At 63.6% G+C, this 23,614-nt stretch carries 23 protein-coding genes and 1 pseudogene; 4 read left to right on the top strand and 20 right to left on the bottom strand.

All coding sequences use genetic code 11. The features are described from left to right. Positions 1-29: 29 nt before the first annotated feature. The 4 genes from mazG to A3OO_RS0113050 all read right to left on the bottom strand — a co-directional run bounded on the left by mazG (position 30) and on the right by A3OO_RS0113050 (position 3,685). Positions 30-851 (bottom strand): nucleoside triphosphate pyrophosphohydrolase, encoded by an 822-nt coding sequence (mazG, locus tag A3OO_RS0113030; protein WP_026222958.1) that lies wholly within the window; start codon positions 849-851, stop codon positions 30-32. A 71-nt stretch (positions 852-922) separates the two neighbouring features. Further along, a complete protein-coding gene (locus tag A3OO_RS0113035; protein WP_026222959.1) occupies positions 923-1,588 on the bottom strand; it encodes a cold-shock protein in 666 nt (221 codons plus the stop codon). A 514-nt stretch (positions 1,589-2,102) separates the two neighbouring features. After that, positions 2,103-2,897, bottom strand: a complete 795-nt coding sequence (locus A3OO_RS0113045) for an MBL fold metallo-hydrolase (protein ID WP_018408280.1) — start codon at positions 2,895-2,897, stop codon at positions 2,103-2,105. Then, the gene (locus A3OO_RS0113050; RefSeq protein ID WP_018408281.1) at positions 2,894-3,685 is read right to left on the bottom strand and encodes a TatD family hydrolase; all 792 of its coding nucleotides are present in this window, start codon (positions 3,683-3,685) and stop codon (positions 2,894-2,896) included. The genes A3OO_RS0113045 and A3OO_RS0113050 overlap by 4 nt, the downstream gene beginning before the upstream one ends. A 257-nt stretch (positions 3,686-3,942) precedes the next feature. Between A3OO_RS0113050 and A3OO_RS0113055 the strand changes: the two genes are divergently transcribed. From A3OO_RS0113055 to A3OO_RS0113065, 3 genes and pseudogenes are all read left to right on the top strand, one after another. Beyond that, complete coding sequence (locus tag A3OO_RS0113055) at positions 3,943-4,209, top strand: hypothetical protein (RefSeq protein WP_018408282.1); 267 nt, start codon at positions 3,943-3,945, stop codon at positions 4,207-4,209. 62 nt (positions 4,210-4,271) lie between these two features. Then, positions 4,272-5,359 (top strand): annotated as a pseudogene (locus A3OO_RS21685) (CapA family protein). Positions 5,360-5,416: 57 nt separating this feature from the next. After that, complete coding sequence (locus A3OO_RS0113065; RefSeq protein ID WP_018408285.1) at positions 5,417-5,785, top strand: VOC family protein; 369 nt, start codon at positions 5,417-5,419, stop codon at positions 5,783-5,785. A gap of 9 nt (positions 5,786-5,794) precedes the next feature. On the opposite strand, the gene A3OO_RS0113070 is transcribed toward A3OO_RS0113065, so the two are convergent. The 4 genes from A3OO_RS0113070 to A3OO_RS0113090 all read right to left on the bottom strand — a co-directional run bounded on the left by A3OO_RS0113070 (position 5,795) and on the right by A3OO_RS0113090 (position 9,570). After that, on the bottom strand, positions 5,795-6,607 hold the full coding sequence (locus tag A3OO_RS0113070; RefSeq protein ID WP_018408286.1) for a class I SAM-dependent methyltransferase: 813 nt from the start codon (positions 6,605-6,607) through the stop codon (positions 5,795-5,797). Positions 6,608-6,703: 96 nt separating this feature from the next. Next, entirely contained in the window at positions 6,704-7,186 is a 483-nt protein-coding gene (locus tag A3OO_RS0113075) for a hypothetical protein (RefSeq protein WP_156824821.1), read from the bottom strand. Positions 7,187-7,448: 262 nt separating this feature from the next. Then, on the bottom strand, positions 7,449-9,008 hold the full coding sequence (gene metG / locus A3OO_RS0113085) for a methionine--tRNA ligase (protein ID WP_040573438.1): 1,560 nt from the start codon (positions 9,006-9,008) through the stop codon (positions 7,449-7,451). Between the two features lie 46 nt (positions 9,009-9,054). After that, positions 9,055-9,570: a DNA-deoxyinosine glycosylase gene (locus A3OO_RS0113090; protein ID WP_018408290.1), complete on the bottom strand. Its 516-nt coding sequence runs from the start codon at positions 9,568-9,570 to the stop codon at positions 9,055-9,057. A gap of 62 nt (positions 9,571-9,632) precedes the next feature. On the opposite strand from A3OO_RS0113090, the gene A3OO_RS0113095 reads away from it, so the two are divergent. Beyond that, positions 9,633-9,875, top strand: coding sequence for a hypothetical protein (locus A3OO_RS0113095; RefSeq protein ID WP_018408291.1), 243 nt, complete (start codon positions 9,633-9,635; stop codon positions 9,873-9,875). Between the two features lie 13 nt (positions 9,876-9,888). Here the strand turns inward: A3OO_RS0113095 and A3OO_RS0113100 are convergent, their stop codons facing one another. From A3OO_RS0113100 to A3OO_RS0113155, 12 genes are all read right to left on the bottom strand, one after another. Then, a complete protein-coding gene (locus A3OO_RS0113100) occupies positions 9,889-10,662 on the bottom strand; it encodes an SDR family oxidoreductase (RefSeq protein ID WP_018408292.1) in 774 nt (257 codons plus the stop codon). 28 nt (positions 10,663-10,690) lie between these two features. Next, complete coding sequence (gyrA, locus tag A3OO_RS0113105; protein ID WP_018408293.1) at positions 10,691-13,420, bottom strand: DNA gyrase subunit A; 2,730 nt, start codon at positions 13,418-13,420, stop codon at positions 10,691-10,693. A gap of 115 nt (positions 13,421-13,535) precedes the next feature. Then, the gene (locus A3OO_RS0113110; protein WP_018408294.1) at positions 13,536-13,913 is read right to left on the bottom strand and encodes a TfoX/Sxy family protein; all 378 of its coding nucleotides are present in this window, start codon (positions 13,911-13,913) and stop codon (positions 13,536-13,538) included. Positions 13,914-13,929: 16 nt separating this feature from the next. Beyond that, the gene (locus A3OO_RS0113115; RefSeq protein ID WP_026222960.1) at positions 13,930-14,322 is read right to left on the bottom strand and encodes a HesB/IscA family protein; all 393 of its coding nucleotides are present in this window, start codon (positions 14,320-14,322) and stop codon (positions 13,930-13,932) included. Between the two features lie 29 nt (positions 14,323-14,351). Next, on the bottom strand, positions 14,352-14,729 hold the full coding sequence (locus tag A3OO_RS0113120; RefSeq protein WP_018408296.1) for an SUF system Fe-S cluster assembly protein: 378 nt from the start codon (positions 14,727-14,729) through the stop codon (positions 14,352-14,354). A gap of 16 nt (positions 14,730-14,745) precedes the next feature. Beyond that, on the bottom strand, positions 14,746-15,990 hold the full coding sequence (locus A3OO_RS0113125; protein WP_018408297.1) for a cysteine desulfurase: 1,245 nt from the start codon (positions 15,988-15,990) through the stop codon (positions 14,746-14,748). Further along, positions 15,987-17,279, bottom strand: a complete 1,293-nt coding sequence (gene sufD, locus A3OO_RS0113130; RefSeq protein ID WP_018408298.1) for a Fe-S cluster assembly protein SufD — start codon at positions 17,277-17,279, stop codon at positions 15,987-15,989. Before sufD ends, A3OO_RS0113125 begins: the two co-directional genes overlap by 4 nt. 3 nt (positions 17,280-17,282) lie before the next feature. Further along, positions 17,283-18,035, bottom strand: coding sequence for a Fe-S cluster assembly ATPase SufC (sufC, locus tag A3OO_RS0113135; protein ID WP_026222961.1), 753 nt, complete (start codon positions 18,033-18,035; stop codon positions 17,283-17,285). Between the two features lie 147 nt (positions 18,036-18,182). After that, entirely contained in the window at positions 18,183-19,652 is a 1,470-nt protein-coding gene (gene sufB, locus A3OO_RS0113140) for a Fe-S cluster assembly protein SufB (RefSeq protein ID WP_018408300.1), read from the bottom strand. 88 nt (positions 19,653-19,740) lie between these two features. Continuing rightward, entirely contained in the window at positions 19,741-20,898 is a 1,158-nt protein-coding gene (locus A3OO_RS0113145) for a cysteine desulfurase family protein (RefSeq protein ID WP_040573881.1), read from the bottom strand. Positions 20,899-20,996: 98 nt separating this feature from the next. After that, entirely contained in the window at positions 20,997-23,036 is a 2,040-nt protein-coding gene (locus tag A3OO_RS0113150; RefSeq protein WP_018408302.1) for a vWA domain-containing protein, read from the bottom strand. Then, a complete protein-coding gene (locus A3OO_RS0113155; RefSeq protein ID WP_018408303.1) occupies positions 23,033-23,575 on the bottom strand; it encodes an RNA polymerase sigma factor in 543 nt (180 codons plus the stop codon). Before A3OO_RS0113155 ends, A3OO_RS0113150 begins: the two co-directional genes overlap by 4 nt. Positions 23,576-23,614: the final 39 nt, after the last annotated feature.

The following is a 23,614-nucleotide window of genomic DNA, read 5'->3' on the forward strand; positions in this document are numbered from 1 at the left end:
GCGTAATCTTCAGACGTTTGAGAGAGCCGTCAGCGCGGCTTGCGCTCCGCGCCTTTCGCCTCGACCCACAGCGCCTCCATCTCATCGAGAGACGCTGCTTCAGGCGAATGGCCCATCTCCTTGAGACGCTGCTCGATGTGGTGGAACCGCCGCTCGAATTTCGTGTTGGCGCAGCGAAGCGCCTGCTCGGGATCAACCCTGGCGTGGCGCGCAAGATTGGTGACCACGAACAGCAGATCGCCGATCTCCTCCTCGAGCGCCGGCGAGGCGCTGGCGCCGGGAGCCGCGAGTTCCGCGGCGACTTCCTCGGTTTCCTCGCGAATCTTGCCAAGAACCTGCTGCGCGTCGTCCCAGTCGAAGCCGACCGCGGACGCCTTCTGTTGCAGCTTCAGGGCGCGCGTCAGCGCGGGCAGGGCGAGGGGCACGCCGTCAAGCAAACTGGCCGGCGGCGCGCCCTGCTTGCCCGCCTTCTCGCGCGCTTTGATTGCGCTCCATTGTGTGGTCACGCCGTCGGCGTCGAGAGCCTGGACGTCGCCGAAGACGTGCGGATGCCGGCGAATGAGCTTGTCGCAGATGGCGTCGACGACGTCCTTGAAGGCGAAGGCGGCCTGCTCCTGCGCCATTCGGGCATGGAACACGACCTGCAAGAGGAGATCGCCCAACTCATCTTTGAGATCGGTGAGATCGTTGCGCTCGATGGCGTCAGCGACCTCATAGGCTTCCTCGATCGTGTAGGGCGCGATCGAGCGGAAATCCTGCTCGAGATCCCAGGGACAACCGCTGCCGGGCGTGCGCAGCGCCGCCATGATTTCGATCAGTCTGGCGACGTCGCCGTGCGGTCGACCGGACATGAGGTTTCCCCAAAAGAAAAGCGCCGCGGCCCTCAAGGAGGATCGCGGCGCACGGATCTACGGAGCGAGGCTCAATCCAGGATGATCGACAGCGCTTCTCTGCCTTTCGCCGTATCGACGACCTGCATAGTGACCGGCTGCCCCTCGGCGAGCCGGTTCACGCCGGAAGGGCCCAGAATCGAAATATGGACGAACACGTCCTTGCCGCCGTCGTCCGACTGCACGAAGCCAAAGCCTTTTGTCTCGTCGAACCATTTGACCTTGCCGGCGACCGGAACGGCGGTCGACGGATCGGGCGCCTGACGACGGGGCCGGGGGCTGTCAAAACCGCCGCCTGCGCGCGGCGGCGGCGGAGGCGCGCGCTCAGCGGCGCCAGCCAAATCGACCTCGAGAATGCGCGCCACTTGCTGGCCCTTCACCGAGCTCGTGACCTGCACCTGCAATTTCGCGCCGGGCGGCAGCGTGTCGTATCCCGCCGCCTGAACGGCGCCGATATGGAGGAACGCATCGCCGGTGCCATTGGCAAGCTCAACGAAGCCGAACCCCTTGTCAGTCTTAAACCACTTCACGATGGCGTCGACTGCTGGCTCGTTCGACATCGGAGGCGGCGAATCTGGAAATCCGCCGCCAAAGGGTGATCGCGGCGCCCGGCTCGTGCGCGGCGAATCATAGCTATACGGAGCGTCGTCATCAAATCCGCGCTTGCGGGGGCCCCGAAAATCTCTACCTTTGCTCATGTCTACCTGCTCGTCTCCGCCAAAAACGGCAAGACCGCTATGCCAACCTTGTGCGCCCAACCGCTCCAGTTGGCGCGTCTCAAATAACGCGCCCGCCCGGAAACGACGATGATGTGCCTCTTGAATGCCATATAGTCCCGCGCAGCGAGCCTTTTACCAGAGTTTTGCCCCCGAAGGCCAGAGAAATCCGTGGGGTGATCCAAAAATCCAAACAGTCGCCATGGTTTGACAACAAGGTCAAATTCCTGCGTCGGCGGGAATGTTCGCGATTGCAGGAGTTTAGATGAGCTGCGCGGGTGGGATTGCCGCGCCATGCGCTGAACACGCGCCGCCTTGTCAACATAATGCGTCATCCGAGGGCGCCGGCGGCGGCGTTCCGCCCGACATGACATCGACGCAAATTCTCAGGCGAGCGAAAGGCATGAGCCGACGGCGCCAGCGCATCCCTCATCCACGATTCGCATAATCGATATTATGGAACCAAAATATATCATTTTTGGCGATGCCTGCGACGTCAGACTTCGAGCGCCATTCCGTCAAAAGCCGGCGTGACATTTTCCGGCAGCGTCGCGGCGAGCGCGTCGTAATCCAAATCGACGTGCAGATCCGTCAGAACGGCGCGCTTTGGCTTGAAATGCGCGATGAAGTCCAGCGCCTGACTGACGGACAGATGCGTGCCGTGCCGCTGATGGCGCAGCGCGTCGATAATCCAGAGATCGAGCCCTTCCAGATACTGAACGCTCTCTGGCGGAATTGCGTGAAGATCCGGCGTGTAGGCCACGTTGTCGAAGCGAAAACCGAGTGCGTCCATGTCGCCATGGTCCAGGCGAAAAGGCGTGGCGACGATCGCGCCGCCCGGTCCGTCGACCGTCTCGGCGCGCCCCAGATGCAGCCGATGTTCGGTCATCAGCGGCGGATAAAAGCTCCCCGGCGGCGTCTTGAAGATGTAGTCGAACTTCGTGGCGAAGGACCGCGAAGTCGGTTCGTCCATATAGGCCGGGATGCGCCGACCGCTCAGAATGACCAGGCCGCGCACATCGTCGACGCCGTGCGTGTGGTCGGCATGGGGATGGGTATAGAAAACCGCGTCGAGCCGCTTGACGTCGGCGTCGATGAGCTGCTCGCGCAGATCCGGTCCGGTGTCCACGAGCACTTGCGTCGCTGCGTCAGCAGGGCCGCGCGCGACGAGAATCGAGCAGCGCCGGCGCCGATTTTTAGGATTGTCCGGATCGCACTTTCCCCAGCCCTGCCCGACGCGCGGCACGCCGCCCGACGAGCCGCACCCAAGGATCCTGATTCTCAGGCTCACGCGACGGCGTCCAGAGGCGGCATTTTGGAAAACAGCCGCAGCGCATTTTGCGTTGTGGCGATTGCAAGTTCGGCGGCGCTGATTCCCTTGAGGTCGGCGAGCACGCGCGCGGTGTCGACGACGAAGGCCGGCTCGTTGCGCTTGCCGCGATGGGGCGTCGGCGCAAGGAACGGCGCGTCGGTTTCGACCAGCATGCGCTCCAGCGGCACGTCGCGGGCGATCTCGCGCAGATATTCGGCGTTCTTGAAGGTCACGACGCCGGAAAAGGAAATATAGAGGCCGAGCTGCAGCGCGGTTTGGGCGAGCGCGGGCCCGCTCGTGAAGCAATGGAGCAGGGCGGGGAAAGCCCCCTTCCCCATTTCGTCCTTCAAAATCGCGGCGCAGTCTTCATCGGCGTCACGGGTATGGATGACGAGCGGAAGGCCGGTTTCGCGGGCGGCCTGGACGTGAATGCGGAAGATGCGCTGCGCTACGTCGCGCGGCGCGTGGTCATAGTGATAGTCGAGGCCCGCTTCGCCCAATCCGACGCATTTTGGATGTTGCGACAGAGTCACCAGCGCCTCGACGGTCGGCTCGGCCTCTTCGTGCGAATGGTGCGGATGCGTCCCGACGGTGCAAAAGACCTCCGAATAGGCTTCGGCAACCGCCTTTACACGCTCGAAGCGCGATAGATGCGTCGAGATCGTGATCATTCTCGCGACGCCGCGCGCTTTCGCGCGGGCGATCGTCTCCGCGAGCTCTGGCGCGAAATCGGGAAAGTCTAGGTGACAATGGGTGTCGATGAGCATCAGACTCGGTCAGGAAAGAGCAACACGGAATGGCCGCGGGCGCGGGCGCCGGGTGCTTGATGACGCGTTTGGATCTATGCGGCAATATGGCTCGGACGGCGGAAAACACAAATATTTAGCCTAGGGCTCCTTCGCGGCTAAGATGCGCGGCGCTATATTTTCTTGGCTATGCAACGCGCCTTTCTCATCGCCGGCATTATGCGAGACCGTCACGGATCAAGCTCGGGCGGGACGTTGCAAGCGCGAGGAGCAAAAACTTGACGCAGTCTTCCGCGCCGGACGGCGACGGCCGCCCGCTGGCGACGATCAAGGACGTGACGGACGTCCTCGGCGATATCGACGACGCGACGCTGTCGGCGATCATGGATCTGCGGCCAACGATCGCTGATGTCGAGGAGGCGGCCATGTGGATGTCCGGCGATCCGGACATCTTTGGCGCCGGCGCGCCGCTCAAGGACGTGGCGGGAGAAATCGTCTCGCTGGTCGCCGGCGACGACGAAGAGAATCTTCCCCCAACGATATGAGCGTCGCCGCGCCGCCGCGTGACGGCGCGCCGGCCGTCCGACTTTTCCTGTGTGGCGATGTGATGATCGGCCGAGGCGTCGATCAGATCCTTCCGTTGCCCTGCCCGCCGAACCTCTATGAGGAATATGTTTCCTCGGCGCATGAATATGTTCGCCTGGCCGAAGCGGCGTCCGGGCCGATTCCGCGGTCGGTTGATCCTTCCTATATCTGGGGCGACGCGCTCGCCGAGCTTGAAGCGCACGCGCCTGACGCGCGCATCGTCAATCTCGAAACGAGCGTGACGCGCAGCGAGACGGCCGAACACAAGGCGATCAATTATCGCGTCAGTCCGCAGAATGCGGAATGTCTGCGCGCCGCCGGAATCGATTGCTGCGCGCTTGCCAATAATCACGTTCTCGATTGGGGCCGCTCCGGCCTCCTCTCGGCGTGCTCGAGCGTCTGAATATCGCCGTCGCCGGCGCCGGACGCTCCGCCGGCCAAGCGCAGCGGCCGGCGATTATTGAGATCTCGAGCAAGGGACGGGTGGTCGTGCTGTCCTTCGCCCTGCCCGACAGCGGAACGCCCTTGGAGTGGGCGGCGACGCCGTCGTCGCCCGGCGTCAATCTTCTGCCTGACCTTTCTGCGGAAAGCGCCGCCTTCGCCTGCGACCTGGCGCGAAGCGCGGCGCGGAGCGAAGATATTTTGGTGATGTCGATCCACTGGGGCTCGAACTGGGGCTATGGCGTTTCGAACGCCCAGAGACAATTCGCGCATCGGCTGATCGAAGACGCCGGCGCTTCCGTCGTCCACGGACATTCGTCACATCATGCGAGGGGATTCGAAGTCTATCGCAACCGCTTGGCGCTTTATGGCTGCGGTGATTTCCTGAACGACTACGAGGGCATCAGTGGCCACGAACGCTATCGCGGCGATCTCTCACTGATGTATTTCGTCGATCTCGACGCGAACGGCGATCTCATCCAACTGAGATTGGTCCCGCTGCATATGCGGCGCTTTCGTCTCGAACGGGCGTCGAGCGCCGATGCCGAATGGCTCGCGCAAACGCTCGATCGCGAAAGCGCGCCATTCGGCGTTCGCGTCCGGCGCCAACCCGATGGCGCGCTGTCGGCGTCCTGGTCCGGCGGCGAAGTAGCGCCGCGACGCTCGTGACTGGGAGGCCGCTACTCCCCATCTGAAATTCGTCGAGAGACAGGCGGAGCTTGAACGATGGCCATCATTCTCAATCACACCATCGTGCCGGCGCGCGATAATGAGGCGGCGGCGCGCTGGTTCGCACGGATTTTCGGTCTGCGCTACGACGGCGCCAAGGGCCATTTCGCGCCTGTGAAGGTCAACAGCGAACTCACCCTGCTGTTCGACAAGGATGAGGGCTTCGGCGCCAGCCACTATGCCTTCCACGTCGGCGACGAAGAATTTGACGAGATCTTCCGCCGCGTGAAGGACGAAGGAGTCGTCTTTGGAAGCGCGCCGGGTCGATTCACGGACGGCCAGCTGAACGACTGGAACGGCGGCCGAGGAGTCTATTTCAAGAGCCCGGACGGCCATGTGCTCGAGCTGATGACCATGCCGCAGTAGGACGCCGCCCTACGCCGCCCTGGCTTCATAGAAAATCGCCTGCATCGGCAGGCGCATGGGGTTATCGCCGAGTTCTTGCGTGAACCTCTCCGCCAGCGCCTCGACAAGCGATTCGGGGCGCACGCCGCCGCGCTCGCGAATCTGTTCAAAGAGCGGACTGCCGAAAACGAGCCCCCTCGCGAAGGCCGCAGGGTCGGCTACCTCCTTGACGCGCGGCCGTACGGAAATGGTGATGTCCGTGAAGCCGGCGCCCAGCAGCGATTCCTTGATCGGATCAATCTCGGAGCATGAAAAGGGCGCCTTCAAAAACTGCGGCGGATCGTCGGGAAAGAAGAGCTCGACCACCTCGAGTCCGATGCGGGAGAAAGGATTGTAGCTCGGCGCATCCCAGACGCTAAAGAGGTAACGGCCGCCAGGCCGCAGCGTGCGTCGCGCCTCGCGATGCGCACGGTGCTTATCGGGAAAGAACATCAGTCCGAACTGGCAGACGATCGCGTCGAAGGCTTCGTCGTCAAACGGCAGGGCGGTCGCATCGGCCGGTCGGAATATCACTTGCTCGGTCGCGCCGAACTTCGTCATCGCCACTTCGAGCATAGGCGCGTTGAGATCCGACGCCGTCAACTTCGCCTGCGGGCTGAGAAAGTCGCGCAGCTTGCGCGTGACGATTCCCGTGCCTGCCGCCGTTTCGAGCAAGTCGAGGGGAGCGCTCGCGGCCGTCCGATGGGCGATATCGGCGGCATAATCCTCAAAGATCACCGGGCCGAGGCCCCGGTCGTAAAAAATGGGAATGTCGCCGACGAAGCGCGCTGTGTCGCTGGTCATGGCGACATTCCCTCGATGAACAGAGCCAGAAGCGCCTGCTGCGACCCCGCCCCTGCTCGTGAGCGAAACAGGGGCTGGGCGGCGGCGACTGGCGCTTTACTGCGCAGGTTGTTCCGCCGGCGCCTCGACCGGAGCTGCGGGCTTCGGCTTGGGCTTAGCCTTGGGCTTCGGCTTCGGCTTGGGCTTGACCGGCTGCTCGACCACTGCCTCTGGGGCCGGAGGCGCCTCCGGCATCGCCATGGGCGCGGGTTGGGGCGGCGGCGGCGCTTCGGTCAACGGCGCCGGAGCGGGCGCAGGCGCGCTCTCCATTGGAGCCTCTACGGCCGCCGGCTGCTCAGCCGGAGGCGTCTCAGGCGCAGGCGCGGCCGAGGCGTCGGGTTGGGCCGTCGCGTCCGACTCGGCGGGAGTCGCCGGGGTTTCGGCCGGCGCAGCGTCCTCGGCGGGCGCAGGTTTAAACCGGCCCTCGATCGCGGCTTTCAGATTGGCGACGCCTTCGGTCGGCGCAGCGTAGATGCCGAGCCCAAAACCGATCGCGCCGAAGATAACCGCCGTCAGAATTGTTGAAATGCCACGCGCCATTCCATGAGTTCCTCTGTAAGAAAAAGAGCCGTCCGAGATACGACACAACGAAGGCGGATATTGTTGCGCGGGCGCTCGACCGAGCGGCGCGAGTTCCTTCACAAGGAGCCCGGGCGATCATAATTGCACGCCCGCGCTTTGGCCGACAAGCCCGCAATGACGAAGGTCATTGCGCGCCGCTGCGCCGCCGCCATTTGAAACGGCTGATTATGGTCAGCACATGGCGAGCGCGGCGGCGGCTCCCCGCGCCTGCTGGAGCGGGCTAATTCGCCTTCTCTTCCACAAACCGTGGAAACACCGGCGTCGGCGGCGGCAGTGGCGCGCCCTCCTGCAGGGCGTTCGCCTCGTCGGCATGCGCCAAGTCGCGTTCATCCGGGCCAACGCCCAGGAGATCGAGAAGCTTGCCGGCGGACTCGGGCATAAACGGCTGCAGGGGAATCGCCAGACGGCGCAGCGTCTCGGCGGTGACGTAGAGAATCGTCTCCATCCGCGCAGGGTCGCTCTTCTTCTTCGCCCAGGGCTCTTCACCGGCGAAATAACGATTGGCCTCGGCGACGATACGGAAAATTTCCGCCAGGGCGTGGTGCGGCGCGTAATCCTCCATGGCGGCGCGCGCTTTCGCGAGAACGTCGGCCGCCTGCGCGAGAATGTCTTGGTCGGCGTCCGTAAGCGCGTGTATACGTGGTACGGCGCCCATACAATTCTTGGCGATCATCGACAGCGACCGCTGCGCGAGATTGCCGAGATCATTGGCGAGGTCGGCGTTGATGCGATTGACGATCGCCTCGTGCGAATAATTGCCGTCCTGGCCAAAAGGAATCTCGCGCAAGAAGAAGTAGCGCAGCTGGTCAACGCCATAGCGCTCGGCCAGATCGATGGGATCGACGACATTGCCGACCGACTTCGACATCTTCTCGCCTTTGGAAAACAGGAAGCCATGCACGACGACCTGCTTGGGCAGAGGCGCGCCTGCGGACATCAGGAACGCCGGCCAGTAGATGGCGTGAAAGCGGGTGATGTCCTTGCCGATGACATGCGCGTCGGCCGGCCAGAAGCGTGCTTTATTTCCGCCTTCCGTAAGATATCCTGTAGCCGTTACGTAATTCGTAAGCGCATCGACCCAGACATACATCACATGCTTCGCGGCGGTCTGCGCGCTGGGCGGAATTTCGATGCCCCAGTCGAAGGTCGTGCGCGACACCGAGAGGTCCGTGAGCCCGCGCTTCACGAAGGCGACGATCTCGTTTCTGTAGTGTTCGGGCGTGATGAAGTGCGGATAAGCCGCGTAATGCGCAAGCAATTTTTCCGCATAGCCCGAAAGTTTGAAGAACCAGCTTTCCTCCTCCACCCACTCGACCGGCGTGCCCGTGGGCGCGAATTTCTTGCCGTCCCGCTCGGTGAGTTCGTCCTCGTCGTAATAGGCCTCGTCGCGCACCGAATACCAGCCGGCGTATTTGGAGAGATAGAGGTCGCCGTTCGCCTCCATCCGCCGCCACATTTCGAGCACGGTCTGCTTGTGGCGCGCCTGCGTCGTGCGCACGATGTCGTCGGCGCGGGCGTTCAGCGCCTCGCCCATCCGGGCGAATTGCGCGGCCGTGCGGTCGGCGAGCGCCCCCGGCGTCAGCCCCTCCTTCTCGGCGGTGCGCTGCATCTTCTGCCCGTGCTCGTCCATGCCGGTGACAAACAGCACGTCATAGCCGTCGAGCCGCTTCCATCGCGCGAAGGCGTCGGTGGCGATACGCTCATAGGCGTGGCCGATATGCGGCGCGCCATTCGCATAAGGAATGGCCGTCGAGATCATGTAAGGGGGACGTTCAGGCATGGCTCGGGTCTAGCGCGGTTTTTGGGCGCGGGGAAGCGCCCTAGAGCTATTCGAGAAATGGGGCGAGAGCGGATCGCCATTTTTCCTGCTTTTTAGCGAATGTCATCGATGCATGCGCGGGACTCGTTGAGGGCAGTCGGCGTGAAGCGATCGCCGCGGCGCGAACCGACAGTCTGGGCAGAACCAGCCGTTGATACAGACTGGCCGCTGTAGCGCCATTGAAGCAAATCAGCGTGATATCTGGATGCATCTCGAAAAAGCGCTCAAAATCATTGGCGCGCACAGTCGAGAGTTCGATTCGCTGGTCGAGACTGCCAGGTCGATGGGCGCTTGCGCAGACATCCCAGAGGGCGACGCCGTGCGCGTTCAGGCTCAGGAGACGATCGACGTAACAAGCGTCGGCATCGAAGCCGAACAGGCTGCCCGTCAGCGTCCAAAACGCGTTGCGCGGCTGCGCGTAATACTGCTGGCGCTCCAGAGAACGCTGGCCGGGAAGTGAACCAAGAATCAAGAGCTTTGCGTTGCGAGTCGCGGCAGGCGGGAAGCCGACGGAATAGGTCATGACGGATCTGCGACTCCCCTTCCCGGCTCCGATGCGCTAAATTGATCGCTCGGAGCATGAGTATGAGCGTAACCAAAAACGCGCCGAGGGATCTTGCGACGCGCTTCGCCGAGAAGCGGAGCGGTCACACAAATGGCTGGCGGCGCGAGACCTTCTCGCTGGAGCGCCTCGAGGCGCGCGCGAAGGCGCGCGAGTGGTTCGAGCGCTTCCCCAAGGCCGCCTATATGACCGAGATCGAGTTCTGGCGCGAGCTGGAGGATGGGCGGATCGAGTTCACGATGCGCCGCCTTCCGAGCGCAGATTAGCGCCAGTCCTGGCTTATTCGGGACCGACGTCCGGCGTGCGCCAGCCCAGATGCTGGCCGCTGTCGACGGCGATCATCTGCCCGGTCACGCTTTTCGCCCGGCTGAGGTAAACGACGGCGTCGACCACGCCGGAGACGTCGGCGGCCCGCTGCAGCGGCACGCCCCGGGCTTCCATCTCAAACTCCCGCTCGCCGAGCGCGGCATTTGCAAAGACCGGCCCCGGTCCGACGGCATTGACGCGAATACGCGGCGCGTAGGCCTGCGCCATGGTGCGCGTCGCCGCCCACAGCGCCGATTTCGATAGCGTGTAGGAGAAGTAGCGTGGCGTGAGACGCAAAACGCGCTGATCCAGGATATTGACGATGGCGCCATCGACGCTCGCCGGCAACGCCGCCGCAAAGTCGCGCGACAGCAGCAGCGGCGCGCGCAGATTGACCTGCATCTGCCGTTCATAGAGCTCGAGCGAAAAGTCCTGCGCCGCGTCGACTTCAAAAATCGAGGCGTTGTTGACGAGGAGCCGCAGCGGTCCGAAGGCTTCGCCGGCCTGCTCGATGAGGCGCTGCGTCGACTCCGCATCGGCAAGATCGGCGATCGCCGTCGCCGCGCGCCCGCCGCGTATCCGGATCGCGTGCGCTGCAAGCTCCGCCTCCTCCGCCGAACGCGGAGAGGCGTGCAGCACGAGGGGCCGCCCCTCGCGCGCGAAGCGCTCGGCGATGGCGAGGCCGATGCGACGCGGCGCGCCCGTGACCAGCACGGGGCCGTCTGCGTCGTCGCCGCCCTCGCTCATGCGTCTACCCTATCGTTGAGCGTCCAGATTAGGCTTCGGCGTCCTCGCCCTCGCCGACATCGCCGATATGTTCGACGGAAACGACGCGCTCGTCTTCGGCCGTGTCGAAGACAATGACGCCCTGAGCGCCGCGCCCGGCAATGCGGATGCCATCGACGGAGCAGCGGATCAGCTGGCCCCCGTCCGTCACCAGCATGATTTCGTCGCCATGGCCGACGGGGAATGAGGCGACGAGCTTGCCGTTTCTGGCGTTCACCGCCATAGCGACGATGCCTTTGCCGCCACGACCCGTCGTACGATATTCGTAAGAGCTCGTACGCTTTCCGTAACCGTTCTCGGACACGGTAAGAATGATCTGCTCGGCCGCCTGCATCTCGTAAAAGCGGGTATCCGAAAGCTCCACGGCGATCGCCGCCTCTTCCGTCTCGGTCCCCGCCTCGGGAGACACATCTTCGCCCATGCGCCGGCGCAGCGCGTTGGCGCGCTTCAGATAGGCGGCCCGTTCCTCGCCGGCGGCGTCGAAATGATTGAGAATGGACAGCGAGATCACCCGATCGTCCTGCCCCAGCGCGACGCCGCGCACGCCCATCGAGGTGCGGCCCTGGAAGACGCGGACCTCCGGCACGGCGAAGCGGATGCATTGGCCGTCGCGTGTGGTCAGCAGCACGTCGTCGCGCTCGGTCGCGGTCGCGACGTCGACAATGGCTTCGCCGTCGTCGAGCTTCATGGCGATGAGGCCGTTGCGGCGAACGTCGACGAAATCGGAGAGTTTATTGCGCCTCACCGTGCCGCGCGTGGTCGCGAAAATGACGTCGAGCGTCGCCCAGCTTTCCTCGTCTTCGGGCAGCGGCATGATCGAGGTGATGCGCTCGTTTTGTTCGAGCGGCAGCAGATTGACGAGCGCCTTGCCGCGCGCCTGCGGCGCCGAGAGCGGCAATCTCCAGACCTTTTCCTTATAGGCCTTGCCGAGCGAGGAAAAGAACAGCACCGGCGTATGCGTATTGGCGACGAACAGACGGTGGACGAAATCCTCCTCCTTCGTCTGCATGCCGGAACGGCCTTTGCCGCCGCGCCTTTGCGCGCGATAGGTCGAGAGCGGAACACGCTTAATATAGCCGGCGTGCGAGACGGTGACGACCATGTCTTCGCGCGCGATCAGGTCCTCGTCCTCGACCTCGCCGTCTGACTCAAGGATTTGCGTACGGCGCGGCGTGGCGTGAGCTTCCTTCACCGCCAGGAGTTCGTCCTTGACGATTCCGAACAGGCGTTCGCGCGAGCGCAGAATGTCGAGGTAATCGGCGATCTCGACGGCAAGCTTGTTCAAAGCTTCGGAGATTTCCTCGCGTCCGAGCGCCGTGAGCCGTTGCAGTCGCAATTCGAGGATGGCGCGCGCCTGCGCCTCCGAAAGCCGGATGGCGCCATCATCGCTGAGCCTGTGGCGCGGGTCGGCGATCAGTTCGACGAGCGGCGCCATGTCCTTGGCCGGCCAATCGCGCGCCATGAGCGCTTCGCGCGCCGCGGTGGCGTCGGGCGACGTGCGGATGAGATGAATGACCTCGTCGATATTCGCGACCGCAATGGCGAGGCCGACCTGCAGATGGGCGTTGTCGCGCGCCTTGTTGAGGCGGAATTTCGTGCGGCGGGTGACGACCGTCTCGCGGAAATCCACGAAGGCGCGCAGCACGTCATGGAGCGTCATCAGCTCCGGGCGGCCGCCGTTCAACGCGATCATGTTGACGGGAAAGCTTGTCTGCAGCGTCGTATGACGCCAAAGCTGGTTGAGCACGACGTCGGCGACAGCGTCGCGCTTCAGTTCGACGACGATGCGCATGCCGTCGCGGTCGGACTCATCGCGCAGATCGGCGACGCCCTCGATCTTCTTCTCCCGCACCAGATCGGCGATGCGCTCGATCAGCGTCGCCTTGTTCACCTGATAGGGAATTTCGGTGAAGATGATCGCCTCGCGATCCTTGCGCAGAGTTTCGATCTCTGACTTGGCGCGCATGATGATCGAACCGCGGCCAGTCGTGAAGGCGTTGCGAATGCCGCCACGCCCGAGAATGCTCGCCGCGGTCGGAAAGTCCGGTCCCGGCACGATCTCCATCAGCTCGGCGATGGTGATGTCGGGCCGATCGATCATGGCGATGCAGGCGTCGATGACTTCGCCGAGATTATGGGGCGGAATGTTCGTCGCCATGCCGACGGCGATGCCGCCTGCGCCGTTGACCAGCAGATTGGGGAAACGCGCCGGCAGAACCGTCGGCTCGTTTTCCTTGCCGTCGTAATTGGCCTGGAAGTCGACGGTGCCTTCGTCAAGATCTTCGAGCAGCGCGAGCGCAGGCTTTGCGAGCCGGGACTCGGTGTAGCGCATCGCTGCCGGCGGATCATTGTCGACCGATCCGAAATTGCCCTGCCCGTCGATGAGCGGCAACCGCATCGAAAAGGGCTGCGCCATGCGCACAAGCGCGTCGTAGATCGCCGCGTCGCCGTGCGGATGATATTTACCCATCACGTCGCCGACGATACGCGCCGACTTCACATATGACTTATCGGGCGTGTGGCCGTTCTCGTGCATCGAGAACAGAATGCGCCGATGCACGGGCTTCAGGCCGTCACGCACATCTGGCAGCGCGCGCGACACGATCACGCTCATCGCGTAATCGAGATAGCTGCGCTTCATCTCGTCGGCGATCGAAACCGGCCTTATGTCAGAGCCGGGCTTGTCGGAATCGCTTTTTTTGGGATCGTCTTCGGCCAAGTGAGCGCCAGTTCAAGGATAGCGTCTAGTTCACATGTCTATAGGCGATTCGAACGCGCGGCGCCAGCCTTAGCGCCTTATGAAGATTGATGTTTTTCAAATGCTTATTGGCGCCTTAGCAGTCTTTCTCAGTGGAATTTGGCGCCTTGCGCTTCCCCGCGGCCGGAATCCGCCGTTTCGGGCCTGCCCGGCGCGCGGCTTCAACCGCAAACTTCGCCCATCGAACCAGTTCGTCGGCGTCTTCGAGCGCCTGGTCAGGGAGGCTCCAATAGGAGACCGTGATCGGTCGGTCCTTGCCTTGGTAAACGAAAGGCCGGGAGCCGGCCTCTTGAAACCGCACGGCGCTATGCCGATTGGCTTTCAGATAGATTTCGCCGCCGGATTCAATGGCGAAGAAAAGGCCATCGGCGTAAACGCCGTGACCGCCGAACATGCGCTTGACGGACACAGCGGCAAAAGGCGCGAAAAGCTCCTCGATACGCGCACGGTCCATAGTGGCCTCGACGCGATCAGGAACTCCCCACCTGCGACGCGGCGCCGACCTTTTCCGGGTCGGCCGGCGTCAGCTCGACGCTCTCGCCGCAGCCGCAGGCCGACGTCTGATTGGGGTTTTCGAACACAAAGGTCGAGGAGAACTGCGTCGTCTTCACGTCCATTGTCGTGCCGAGCAGGTACAGCACCGCCGCAGCGTCGACGATCACGCGACCGCCCTCGAGGTCGATGACCTCGTCGCCCCGCTTCGGCTCGGCGATCTCCATCTTGTAGGACATCCCGGCGCAGCCGCCCTTCTCCACGGAGACGCGCAGCCCCTTGCCCTCCGCGCCGGTCGCCAGCAGGCTGCGGACCCGCTCCGCCGCAGCCGGGCTGACGTTCATCACGCTCATCTTCTGCATGGAAGTCATCGCAAAATCGTTCCCATAAGAGTGTCCGCTCACCACATGTCGAGCGCGACCCGCGCTTCGTCCGACATACGGCTTTGATCCCAAGGCGGATCGAACACCATGTTCACCTTCACCTCGCTGACGCCAGGCACAGCGCTGACCGCATTTTTGACCCACACCGGCATCTCGCCGGCGACCGGGCAGCCAGGCGCTGTCAGCGTCATGTCGATCTCCACGAAGCCTTCTTCCGCGATGTCGACCCGGTAGATGAGGCCAAGCTCATAAATGTCGGCGGGAATTTCAGGATCGTAGACGGTCTTGAGCGCCTTAACGATGTCGTTCGTCAGCCGCTCATTTTCAATGGCCTGCGACGTCCGATCCGCAGTCGCGGAGCGCTGGGTCTCGCTCGTATTGGGAGCATCGTTCATGAACACGAAATTCTCCTCAGGCGAAAAGAGAGCGGGCCTTTTCGAGCGCCTCCGCCAGCCGGTCGATCTCCTCGCGCGTGTTGTAGAGCGCGAAGGATGCGCGACAGGTGGAGGTGACGCCCAATCGCGAAAGAAGCGGCATGGCGCAATGCGTCCCCGCGCGCACGGCTATGCCGGAACGATCGATCACCGTGGCGATGTCGTGCGCATGCGCCGCCGCCATGTCGAAGGAAAGGATCGGCCCCTTATCCGGCGCCCGCCCATAAATTCTGAGCCCCTCGATCTGCGACAATCTTTGATGCGCGTAAGCGGTCAGCCCAGCTTCATACTCGCGGATCGCGTCCCGGCCGATGCGCTCCATATAGTCGAGCGCCGCGCCGAGCCCGACCGCCTGCGCGATGGGCGGCGTGCCCGCCTCGAACCGGTGCGGAGGAGTGTTATAGGTAACGCTCTCAAGCGTCACGGTTTCGATCATCTCGCCGCCGCCGCAGAACGGCGGCAACGCTTCGAGCCATTTACGCTTGCCGTAAAGCGCGCCGATGCCGGTCGGAGCATAGAGTTTGTGGCCGGTCACCACATAAAAGTCGACGTCGAGCGCACGCACGTCGACATCGAGATGCACAGCGCCTTGCGAGCCGTCGACGACCAGCGGCACGCCATGCGCGTGGGCGATGCGGGCGACCTCGGCGATCGGGGTCGGCGCGCCGAGAACATTCGACATATGCGTGAGCGCTACGATCTTCGTGCGCTTGGTGAACAGTTTCTCGAAAGCTTCGAGGTCGAAGCGGCCATCGTCGTCGACCTCCAGCCATTTCAACACGGCGCCCTTGCGCTCGCGCAGCAAATGCCAGGGAACGATGTTGGAGTGGTGCTCCATCATCGACAGGATAATCTCGTCGCCTTCGCCGATATGCGCTTGGCCGAAGGAAGCCGCGACCAGATTCAAGGCTTCGGTCGCGCCGCGGGTGAAAATGATCTCGTCCGTCGATTCGGCGTTGAGGAAGCGGCGCAGCGTCTCGCGCGCGCCCTCATAGCCTTCGGTTGCGGCGTTGGCGAGATAATGCAGTCCACGATGCACATTGGCGTATTCATGCTCGTAGAAATGCGTCAGCCGATCGATCACGGCGCGCGGCTTTTGCGCCGAGGCGGCGTTGTCGAGATAGGCAAGCGGCTTCCCATAAGGGCGCTCGGAAAGAATGGGAAAATCCGCCCGAACCGCTTCAATGTCATAAGCCGTCTGAATGCGGGTAATCTCGTTCATCGGCTGATCCTTCTAGAAAGCCACGCGCTGACGCGATCGCTGAGAAACGCCCTCAACTGTTCATCCTCGATTGCGTCCATCGCCTCATTGGCGAAGCCTTCAATGAGCAAGGCTTCGGCCTCGCGGCGCGGCAGTCCGCGCGCAGTGAGATAGAACAACTGATCCTTGTCGAGCCTGCCACAGGTCGCGCCATGGCCGCATTGCACGTCGTCGGCGAAGATTTCGAGCTCCGGCTTGTTGTTCATCGCCGCCTGCTCGGAGAGCAGAAGCGCCTTCGACTGCATGACGCCGTCCGTCTTCTGCGCGCCCGGACGCACGATGACCTTGCCCTGAAACACGCCGACGCTCTGGTCATCGAGGATATTACGAAAAACTTCCCGGCTTTCGCCGCATGGTTTTGCGTGATCCATGATGAGGGTCGTGTCGGCGTGCAAGCGGCCACGTCCCAAAGTCGCGCCGTTAAAGACCGCCTTCGCGTTCTCGCCGTCGAGGCGCGCGAAGATCTGCCTTCGGTTCAACCCTTCGCCTTCGATCAGCGCGAAGGAATTGATCATGGCCCCCGCGTCGAGATGCGCGAGCAGCGACGCGACGCGGATCGCCTGATCGACGCCGCCCGAGAAATGAGTGACGAGGTCGAGGCGCGCGCCTGGCGCCAATCGAAGCACGAGGGCGCTATTGTCCTGCGCCGGCGCCGACGAAAGGGCGCCAAGAGTTTCGATCACTGTCGCTCGAGCGCCCTCGCCCAGCATGACGAGCGCACGCGTATAGGTCGACTGTGCGGCTTCCGCCGATGCGAACGTCGCGAGTTCGAGCGCGCGGTCGATCGCAGCGCCCGGCGCGATCTGAATGACGACGCCGTCCTGCATCAGCGCCGCATTGAGCGCGAGGATCGGATCCTGCGCGCCAATATCGGCGCTGGCGAGCGCTGATAGGACATGCGGCTCTCCCTGCGCCAGCGCGTCGCGCAGCGATTGCGCGACGACGCCGTCAGGAAGCCGAGCGATATCCGAAAGATCTGGCCGGAAAACGCCATCGAGCGTGACGAGCCGCAGAGAATCATGCGCGCGCGGCAGCGACAATGCGGCGCGGGAGGCGGTGGCGAGCGGCGCCGGCCTGCCCATCGCCGTTTTCAGGTCCGTGTAATGCCACGACTCCACGCGCCGGTTCGGCACGCCAAACTCCGAGAACGCCGCCCAGCCGGCCGCGCGCAGACGCGGCGCGCCCTTGTCGCGCATCTCTTCGTAAAAGGAGGAAAGCGTCGCTTCCGCTTCGCTCGCCAGCTTGATCATCGCTTAAGCCGCCTCTTGCGCGATGTAATCCTGATATCCGCGCTCTTCGAGCTCCAGAGCAAGTTCCGGACCGCCCGACCGCATGATGCGCCCCTGCGCCATCACATGCACCGAATCTGGCCTGATATATTCGAGCAGGCGCTGATAATGCGTAATGACGATGAAGGCGCGCTCGGGCGAGCGCAGCGCGTTGACGCCGTCCGCCACGACGCGAAGCGCATCGATATCGAGCCCCGAATCCGTCTCATCAAGGATCGCAAGACGCGGCTGCAGGAGCGCCATCTGCAGAATTTCCATCCGCTTCTTCTCGCCGCCTGAAAAACCGGCGTTGAGCGGCCGGCGCAGCATGTCCTGCGCGATGCCCAGCGACGCCGCGGCCTCCTTGACGCGCTTCATGAACTCCGGCGTCTGTAATTCCGGCTCGCCGCGGGCGCGCCGCTGCGCGTTGAGCGCCGCCTTGAGGAACGTCATGGTCGCGACGCCGGGAATTTCGACGGGATATTGAAAGGCGAGAAAGACGCCCTTGGCGGCCCGCTCCGCGGGGTCGAGGTCGAGAATGTTCTCCCCGTTGACCCGCACGTCGCCCGTCGTCGCCTCATAGCCTTCGCGGCCGGCGATGACGTAGGAGAGCGTCGATTTGCCGGTGCCGTTGGGGCCCATGATCGCCGCGACTTCGCCGGCCTTGACGCTGAGCGTCAAGCCCTTGAGAATCTCACGTTCGCCGACGGAGACGTGGAGGTTTTTGATTTCGAGCATTTCTTTAAAACTCTTCTCGATCTCTGGCGTCATGGCCGGGCTTGTCCCGGCCATCCATGTCTTGCTGTTCCGAAAACTCTCATCGAGCGTCGCGCTGCGATTGGCGTGGATGGNCGGGACAAGCCCGGCCATGACGCGCTGAAACTATCACCCCACGCTTCCTTCGAGCGAAATCGAAATCAGCTTCTGCGCCTCGACGGCGAACTCCATCGGCAGCTGCTGCAGCACGTCGCGCACGAAGCCGTTGACGATCAGCGCCGTCGCCTCTTCCGCCGAAAGCCCGCGCTGCATCGCATAGAACAGCTGGTCCTCGGAAATCTTAGACGTGGTCGCTTCATGCTCGAACTGCGCGCTCGGATTCTTCGACTCGATATAGGGAACCGTATGCGCCCCGCAGTTGGGCCCGATCAGCAGACTGTCGCACTGCGTGAAATTGCGCGCGCCATCGGCCTTGCGATGCGCGGAAACCTGGCCACGATAGGTGTTCTGCGAACGTCCGGCCGAGATGCCTTTGGAGATGATGCGGCTTTTGGTGTTCTTGCCGAGGTGCAGCATCTTTGTGCCGCTGTCGACCTGCTGATAGCCGTTCGACACCGCGATCGAGTAGAACTCGCCTTGCGAGCCGTCGCCGCGCAGGATGCATGACGGATATTTCCAGGTGATCGCCGAACCCGTCTCGACCTGCGTCCAGGAAATATGCGAGTTGCGGCCGCGGCAATCGCCGCGCTTGGTGACGAAATTGTAAATTCCGCCCTTGCCCTCGCTGTCGCCGGGATACCAGTTCTGCACCGTCGAATATTTGATTTCGGCGTCGTCGAGCGCGACGAGCTCCACGACCGCCGCATGAAGCTGGTTTTCGTCGCGCTTGGGCGCCGTGCAGCCTTCGAGGTAGCTCACATAGGAGCCTTCGTCGGCGATGATCAGCGTGCGCTCGAACTGTCCCGTATTCTGCTCATTGATGCGGAAGTAGGTCGAAAGCTCCATGGGGCAGCGCACGCCCTTCGGCACATAGACGAAGGAGCCGTCGGAGAAGACCGCGCTGTTCAGCGTCGCGTAGAAATTGTCGGTCACCGGCACGACAGAGCCGAGATATTTCCGAACCAGCTCTGGGTGCGTGTGCACCGCCTCGGAAATCGGACAGAAGATCACGCCGGCTTTGGCCAGTTCCGCCTTGAAGGTGGTCGCAACCGACACGCTGTCGAAAACCGCGTCGACGGCGACGCGGCGGGTCTCGACGCCGGCGAGAATTTCTTGCTCGCGCAGCGGAATGCCGAGCTTCTCATACGTGCGCAAGAGCTCGGGATCGACCTCGTCGAGCGACTTCGGGCCGGGCGTCGATTTCGGCGCCGAGTAATAATAGAGATCCTGGAAGTCGATGCGGGGATAGTGAACACGCGCCCAGCGCGGCTCAGCCATCGTCAGCCAGCGCCGGTAAGCGTCGAGGCGCCAGTCGGTGAGCCACTGCGGCTCGCCCTTCTTGGCCGAGATGAAACGAACGATGTCTTCATTCAGCCCTTTGGGGGCCTTTTCCGATTCGATATCGGTCGAAAACCCGTACTTATAAGCGTCGACGTCGATTGACTCGACGCGCGCAACGGTCTCCTGACGAGCCGCCATCTGTCCTTCTCCTCGTCACGACGGGTTCAAGGCCCGCCGGCCGATCGTTCCGCCGCCGCCTGCGCGTTGGCGCCCTCTTAGGCGTCGACTAGGCGGCGAAATGCCGGGACCTCATGCGATCCACGACACGTGCAAGAACCTTTCCGAACTGTTCTACATCCTCTTGCGTCGAAGACCAACCGAAACTGGCCCTCAGCGCCTCTCTTTCAGCCGCGCCCATCGCCGCAAGCACGTGCGATTCCGTCATTTTGCCTGAAGAACAGGCTGAGCCTGCTGAAAGCGCGACATTCTCAAGGTCAAGCGCCATCAACATTGTGCGTGGGGCGAGGCCGGGAAGCGAGAAAGCGCTGGCGTTTGGCGCGCGCGGCGCCCTTGAACCGTAGAATCGTGCGTCAGGCGCGACTTTCAAGACTTGCCGCTCCAGCGCGTCGCGCAAATCAGCGAGTCGAGACGCCTCTCCTGCCAAATCTGTGGTCGCCGCCGTCAGCGCCGCTGCAAAGCCGGCGATTCCGGCGACATTCTCCGTCCCCGCGCGGCGTCCGAACTCCTGGCCGCCGCCGCGCAGCGCCGGCGCCTCCAGATGCAGGCTCTCGTCACGAAAGGCGAGCGCGCCGACGCCCATCGGCCCGCCCAGCTTATGTGAGGAAAAGAACATTATATCCGCGTCGGTCGTCGCAAATGTCGTCTTCAGTCGGCCGACGGACTGCACGGCGTCGCAGACAAGGACGCCTTTCGCCGCATGGATCAGCGCGGCAGCCTCGACGACGGGCTGGATGACGCCGGTTTCATTGTTGACGGCCTGCAGCGCGAGCATCACGCGCCCGCCGGAGCGCCGCACGAGCGCCTCTTCCAGCGCGTCGAGCGAAATGACGCCTGCCGGGGTCAACGGAAGGGTTTCAACTGCGTCGGGCGGAAAGCGATGCCCCTGCAGGACGCAGTGATGCTCGCCGGCGCCGATCAGTAACGCCTCGATCGGCGCTTCGTCGCCGTCTCGGCGAAGCGCCGGCGTAAGCGCGAGATTCGCCGCCTCTGTCGCGCCGCTGGTGAAGACGACGCTGCGCCGCTCCGCGCCGATCGCTTGCGCGACCGCGGCGCGCGCGTCTTCAAGCAGCGCCTTCGCCGCCCTGCCTTCGGCATGGACGGAGGAAGGATTACCTAGCGTCTCCAGCGCATGGAGCATCGCCGCGCGCGCCTGCGGGCGCAGCGGCGACGTCGCGTTGTGGTCGAGATAGACGCGGGCGGACATGAGCCTCGATTTCGGTTGCCGCATTATAGCAGAGCGCGGCGGCGCAGGCGCGTTCACGTGCTTGCGCCTCTCCTCACGATAAGGCGTCGCGCGCCGGCCTACGGCCGCGCCGACTTCGCCAGCCGCGCGAGATTGACGAATTCCGCGCGGTAGCCGAACGGATCGTCGCCCTTGGCGCTCTGCGCCAGCGCAATCACATCATCGTAGCCGTAATCGCCAAGATAGGGCGCGCCTTTCAGCAGCTGCGCGAAGGCCGCGACGGCGACGGAGAATCGCACATCCTGGGACGCATGCGCGATGCTTTCAGCGCTTGGCGATTCCGCGATCGATTGCGTGATGAGCCGTGAGGCGTCCTCCTTCGGCAGCTTGTAGCGAAGCTTGAGGAAGCCGAGTTCGCTTTCCGCACCCTGCGCCGCGACCGGCGTCTTCTTGCCGTAACGCAGATCGTCGACCAGCTTCTTTTCGGCACCGACCGGCGTGATCTCGTAGATCGCGGTGACGCGGTGACCGGAGCCGACATCGCCTGCGTCCACCTTGTCGTTGTTGAAATCCTCGCGGCGCAGCGCACGGGTTTCATAACCGATCAGGCGATATTCGGAGACGCGTGCCGGATTCCATTCCACCTGGATTTTAACGTCCTTGGCGATAGGAAAGAGCGTCGACGACGCTTCGTCAACCAGCGCTTTGCGCGCTTCGTTGAGAGTGTCGACATAGACAGCCGCGCCATTGCCGTTCTGCGCCAGCGCCTGCATCAGCGCGTCGTTGTAATTGCCTTGGCCGACGCCGAGTATCGACAGGAAAACGCCCTTCTCGCGCTTCCTTTCGATCAGCCCTTTCAATTCGCTCTGGTCGGTGACGCCGACATTGAAATCGCCGTCGGTGGCGAGGATCACGCGATTCACCGCCGACCTGTCAAAGTTGCTCTCCGCCAAGCGGTAGGCGTCCTGAATGCCTTGCGCGCCGGCGGTCGAGCCGCCCGCGCCGAGGGCGTCGATCGCCGCCAGAATTTTAGCCTTGTCGGCAACCTTCGTCGGCTCCAGCGCGACGCCCGATCCCGAAGCGTAGGTGACGACCGCGACCGTGTCTTCAGGCTTCAACTCGTCGACAAGCATCCGCAACGCGTTCTTCACGAGCGGCAGCCGATCCTGCGGCGACATTGAGCCTGAGACGTCGATGAGAAACACGAGATTAGCGCGCGGGCGCTCGGCGCTTTGCAGCGCATAGCCCTGTATCGCCACATGCACGAGGCGATTGCCGGCGCTCCACGGGCTTGGCGTCACCGTGATCGTCGGCTTGAACGGCGTTTGCGCGCTTTCGGGCTTCGGATAGTCGTAGGGAAAGTAGTTGACGAACTCCTCGACCCGCACCGAATTTTTCGGCGGCAGGCGCCCGGCGTTGAGCGCGCGGCGCGCGAAGGCGTAGGAGGCGGCATCGACGTCGATCGAGAAGGTCGAGACCGGCTCCGTCGCCGCTGACTTGACGGGATTCGTCTCCTTCGACTCGAACCTGTCGCGAAACTCGCTTTCCGGCGCGACATTCGTGTCGATCGGCGGCGACGGCCGAGCGCCTTCATTCATCGCGGCGACCGGTTTCGCGGGCTGAATAGATCGCGACAGCCGCGGCGCGGCGCCGTCTCGAACCGAACCGGCGAGGCGCGGAGGCGGCGGCGCAACAAGGCCCTCGCGCCGGCCGCCGAGCGCGCCCGCTGCAGTCGCCGTCTTCGCTCGCTCTTCTCGTGGCGCCGAAGGCGCGGAAGCCGGCGGGACCGCTTCCGGCGCCTCCATGCGCGGCGCTACGGCGACCTCGGCCGGCGGCGAGATGGGGCCGACAGGATTGGATATGCTCCCGCCGCCCGGCGCATAGTTGCGCGAAAGCATGAAGGCGGCGGGCGCGCCGATCATCAGCGCGGCGATCGAGGCCGCGAGCGCGCGGTTGAAATAGAACGTCTGACGCATCTTTCTTTTCCCTTCCAATGGAGAGGATGCGTAACTGAGACGTTGCGGCGCGGCCGATCCTTGGGCTTCGGCTGCGCTTTTTTCAAAAGCGGCCATCGCCGCCGCGAGCGCCATGCGCTTCGCCTCGCCCTCGAGCGGCGGGACGGGCGCGTCTTTGAGGCGCGTAAGATCCGGTTCGATCATCGCGCGGGCTCCAACTGGTTCTTCAGACGTTTGCGCGCCTCATGCAGATGCCACGACACGGTCTTCTCCGAACAACCCATCAACGCCGCCGCCTCGCCATGCGAAAGGTCCTGCGCATAGACGAGCAGCACGGCGTCGCGTTGCTGATCCGGCAGGGCGCGCACCACGCGCCAGAGTTCCTGCCCCATCATCTCATCCTCTGGGGTGTCGCCGTATGCGCCGTCCACAAGCGCCGACATTCGCGCCGGTTCGAGCGCCACAATTTTGCGCCGCGCCCGGATGTGATCGACCGCTGTCGTATAGGCGATGCGATAGGCCCAGGTCGTAAAGGCGCAGTCATTGCGAAAGGCGCTCATCCCCATCGCCATCTTCACCATTGCGTCCTGAGCGATGTCCTGCGCCTCTGCGCGTGCGCCGCACCAGCGCCAGGCGAGCGCATAGACGCGGTCGTAATGGCGCTCGGCCAGCACGGCGAAAGCGGCAGCCTCGCCGGCGGCCGCCCGTCGCGCCAATTCGCCGTCGGTGTCTTCGCCCGGCAAGTCGCCCCCGTTATTCAATCCCGTCGAGACTATTGACGG

This window comes from Methylocystis rosea SV97 (genome assembly GCF_000372845.1).
GTDB lineage: Bacteria > Pseudomonadota > Alphaproteobacteria > Rhizobiales > Beijerinckiaceae > Methylocystis > Methylocystis rosea.

Bases quoted from the DNA above. Each gene is read 5' to 3' on its own strand.
- sufD (WP_018408298.1), bottom strand. From the start codon at position 17,279: ATGATCAAGCTGGCGAGCGAAGCGGAAGCGACGCTTTCCTCCTTTTAC.
- A3OO_RS0113035 (WP_026222959.1), bottom strand. From the start codon at position 1,588: ATGAGCAAAGGTAGAGATTTTCGGGGCCCCCGCAAGCGCGGATTTGAT.
- mazG (WP_026222958.1), bottom strand. From the start codon at position 851: ATGTCCGGTCGACCGCACGGCGACGTCGCCAGACTGATCGAAATCATG.
- A3OO_RS0113090 (WP_018408290.1), bottom strand. From the start codon at position 9,570: ATGACCTATTCCGTCGGCTTCCCGCCTGCCGCGACTCGCAACGCAAAG.
- A3OO_RS0113125 (WP_018408297.1), bottom strand. From the start codon at position 15,990: ATGAACGAGATTACCCGCATTCAGACGGCTTATGACATTGAAGCGGTT.
- sufB (WP_018408300.1), bottom strand. From the start codon at position 19,652: ATGGCGGCTCGTCAGGAGACCGTTGCGCGCGTCGAGTCAATCGACGTC.
- metG (WP_040573438.1), bottom strand. From the start codon at position 9,008: ATGCCTGAACGTCCCCCTTACATGATCTCGACGGCCATTCCTTATGCG.
- A3OO_RS0113070 (WP_018408286.1), bottom strand. From the start codon at position 6,607: ATGACCAGCGACACAGCGCGCTTCGTCGGCGACATTCCCATTTTTTAC.
- A3OO_RS0113095 (WP_018408291.1), top strand. From the start codon at position 9,633: ATGAGCGTAACCAAAAACGCGCCGAGGGATCTTGCGACGCGCTTCGCC.
- A3OO_RS0113120 (WP_018408296.1), bottom strand. From the start codon at position 14,729: ATGAACGATGCTCCCAATACGAGCGAGACCCAGCGCTCCGCGACTGCG.
- A3OO_RS0113150 (WP_018408302.1), bottom strand. From the start codon at position 23,036: ATGATCGAACCGGATCTTACGCGCCTCAAAGACGCGCCCGTCCCGCCG.
- A3OO_RS0113065 (WP_018408285.1), top strand. From the start codon at position 5,417: ATGGCCATCATTCTCAATCACACCATCGTGCCGGCGCGCGATAATGAG.
- A3OO_RS0113075 (WP_156824821.1), bottom strand. From the start codon at position 7,186: ATGGCGCGTGGCATTTCAACAATTCTGACGGCGGTTATCTTCGGCGCG.
- A3OO_RS0113115 (WP_026222960.1), bottom strand. From the start codon at position 14,322: ATGACTTCCATGCAGAAGATGAGCGTGATGAACGTCAGCCCGGCTGCG.
- A3OO_RS0113110 (WP_018408294.1), bottom strand. From the start codon at position 13,913: ATGGACCGTGCGCGTATCGAGGAGCTTTTCGCGCCTTTTGCCGCTGTG.
- A3OO_RS0113100 (WP_018408292.1), bottom strand. From the start codon at position 10,662: ATGAGCGAGGGCGGCGACGACGCAGACGGCCCCGTGCTGGTCACGGGC.
- A3OO_RS0113145 (WP_040573881.1), bottom strand. From the start codon at position 20,898: ATGTCCGCCCGCGTCTATCTCGACCACAACGCGACGTCGCCGCTGCGC.
- sufC (WP_026222961.1), bottom strand. From the start codon at position 18,035: ATGCTCGAAATCAAAAACCTCCACGTCTCCGTCGGCGAACGTGAGATT.
- A3OO_RS0113050 (WP_018408281.1), bottom strand. From the start codon at position 3,685: ATGCTCATCGACACCCATTGTCACCTAGACTTTCCCGATTTCGCGCCA.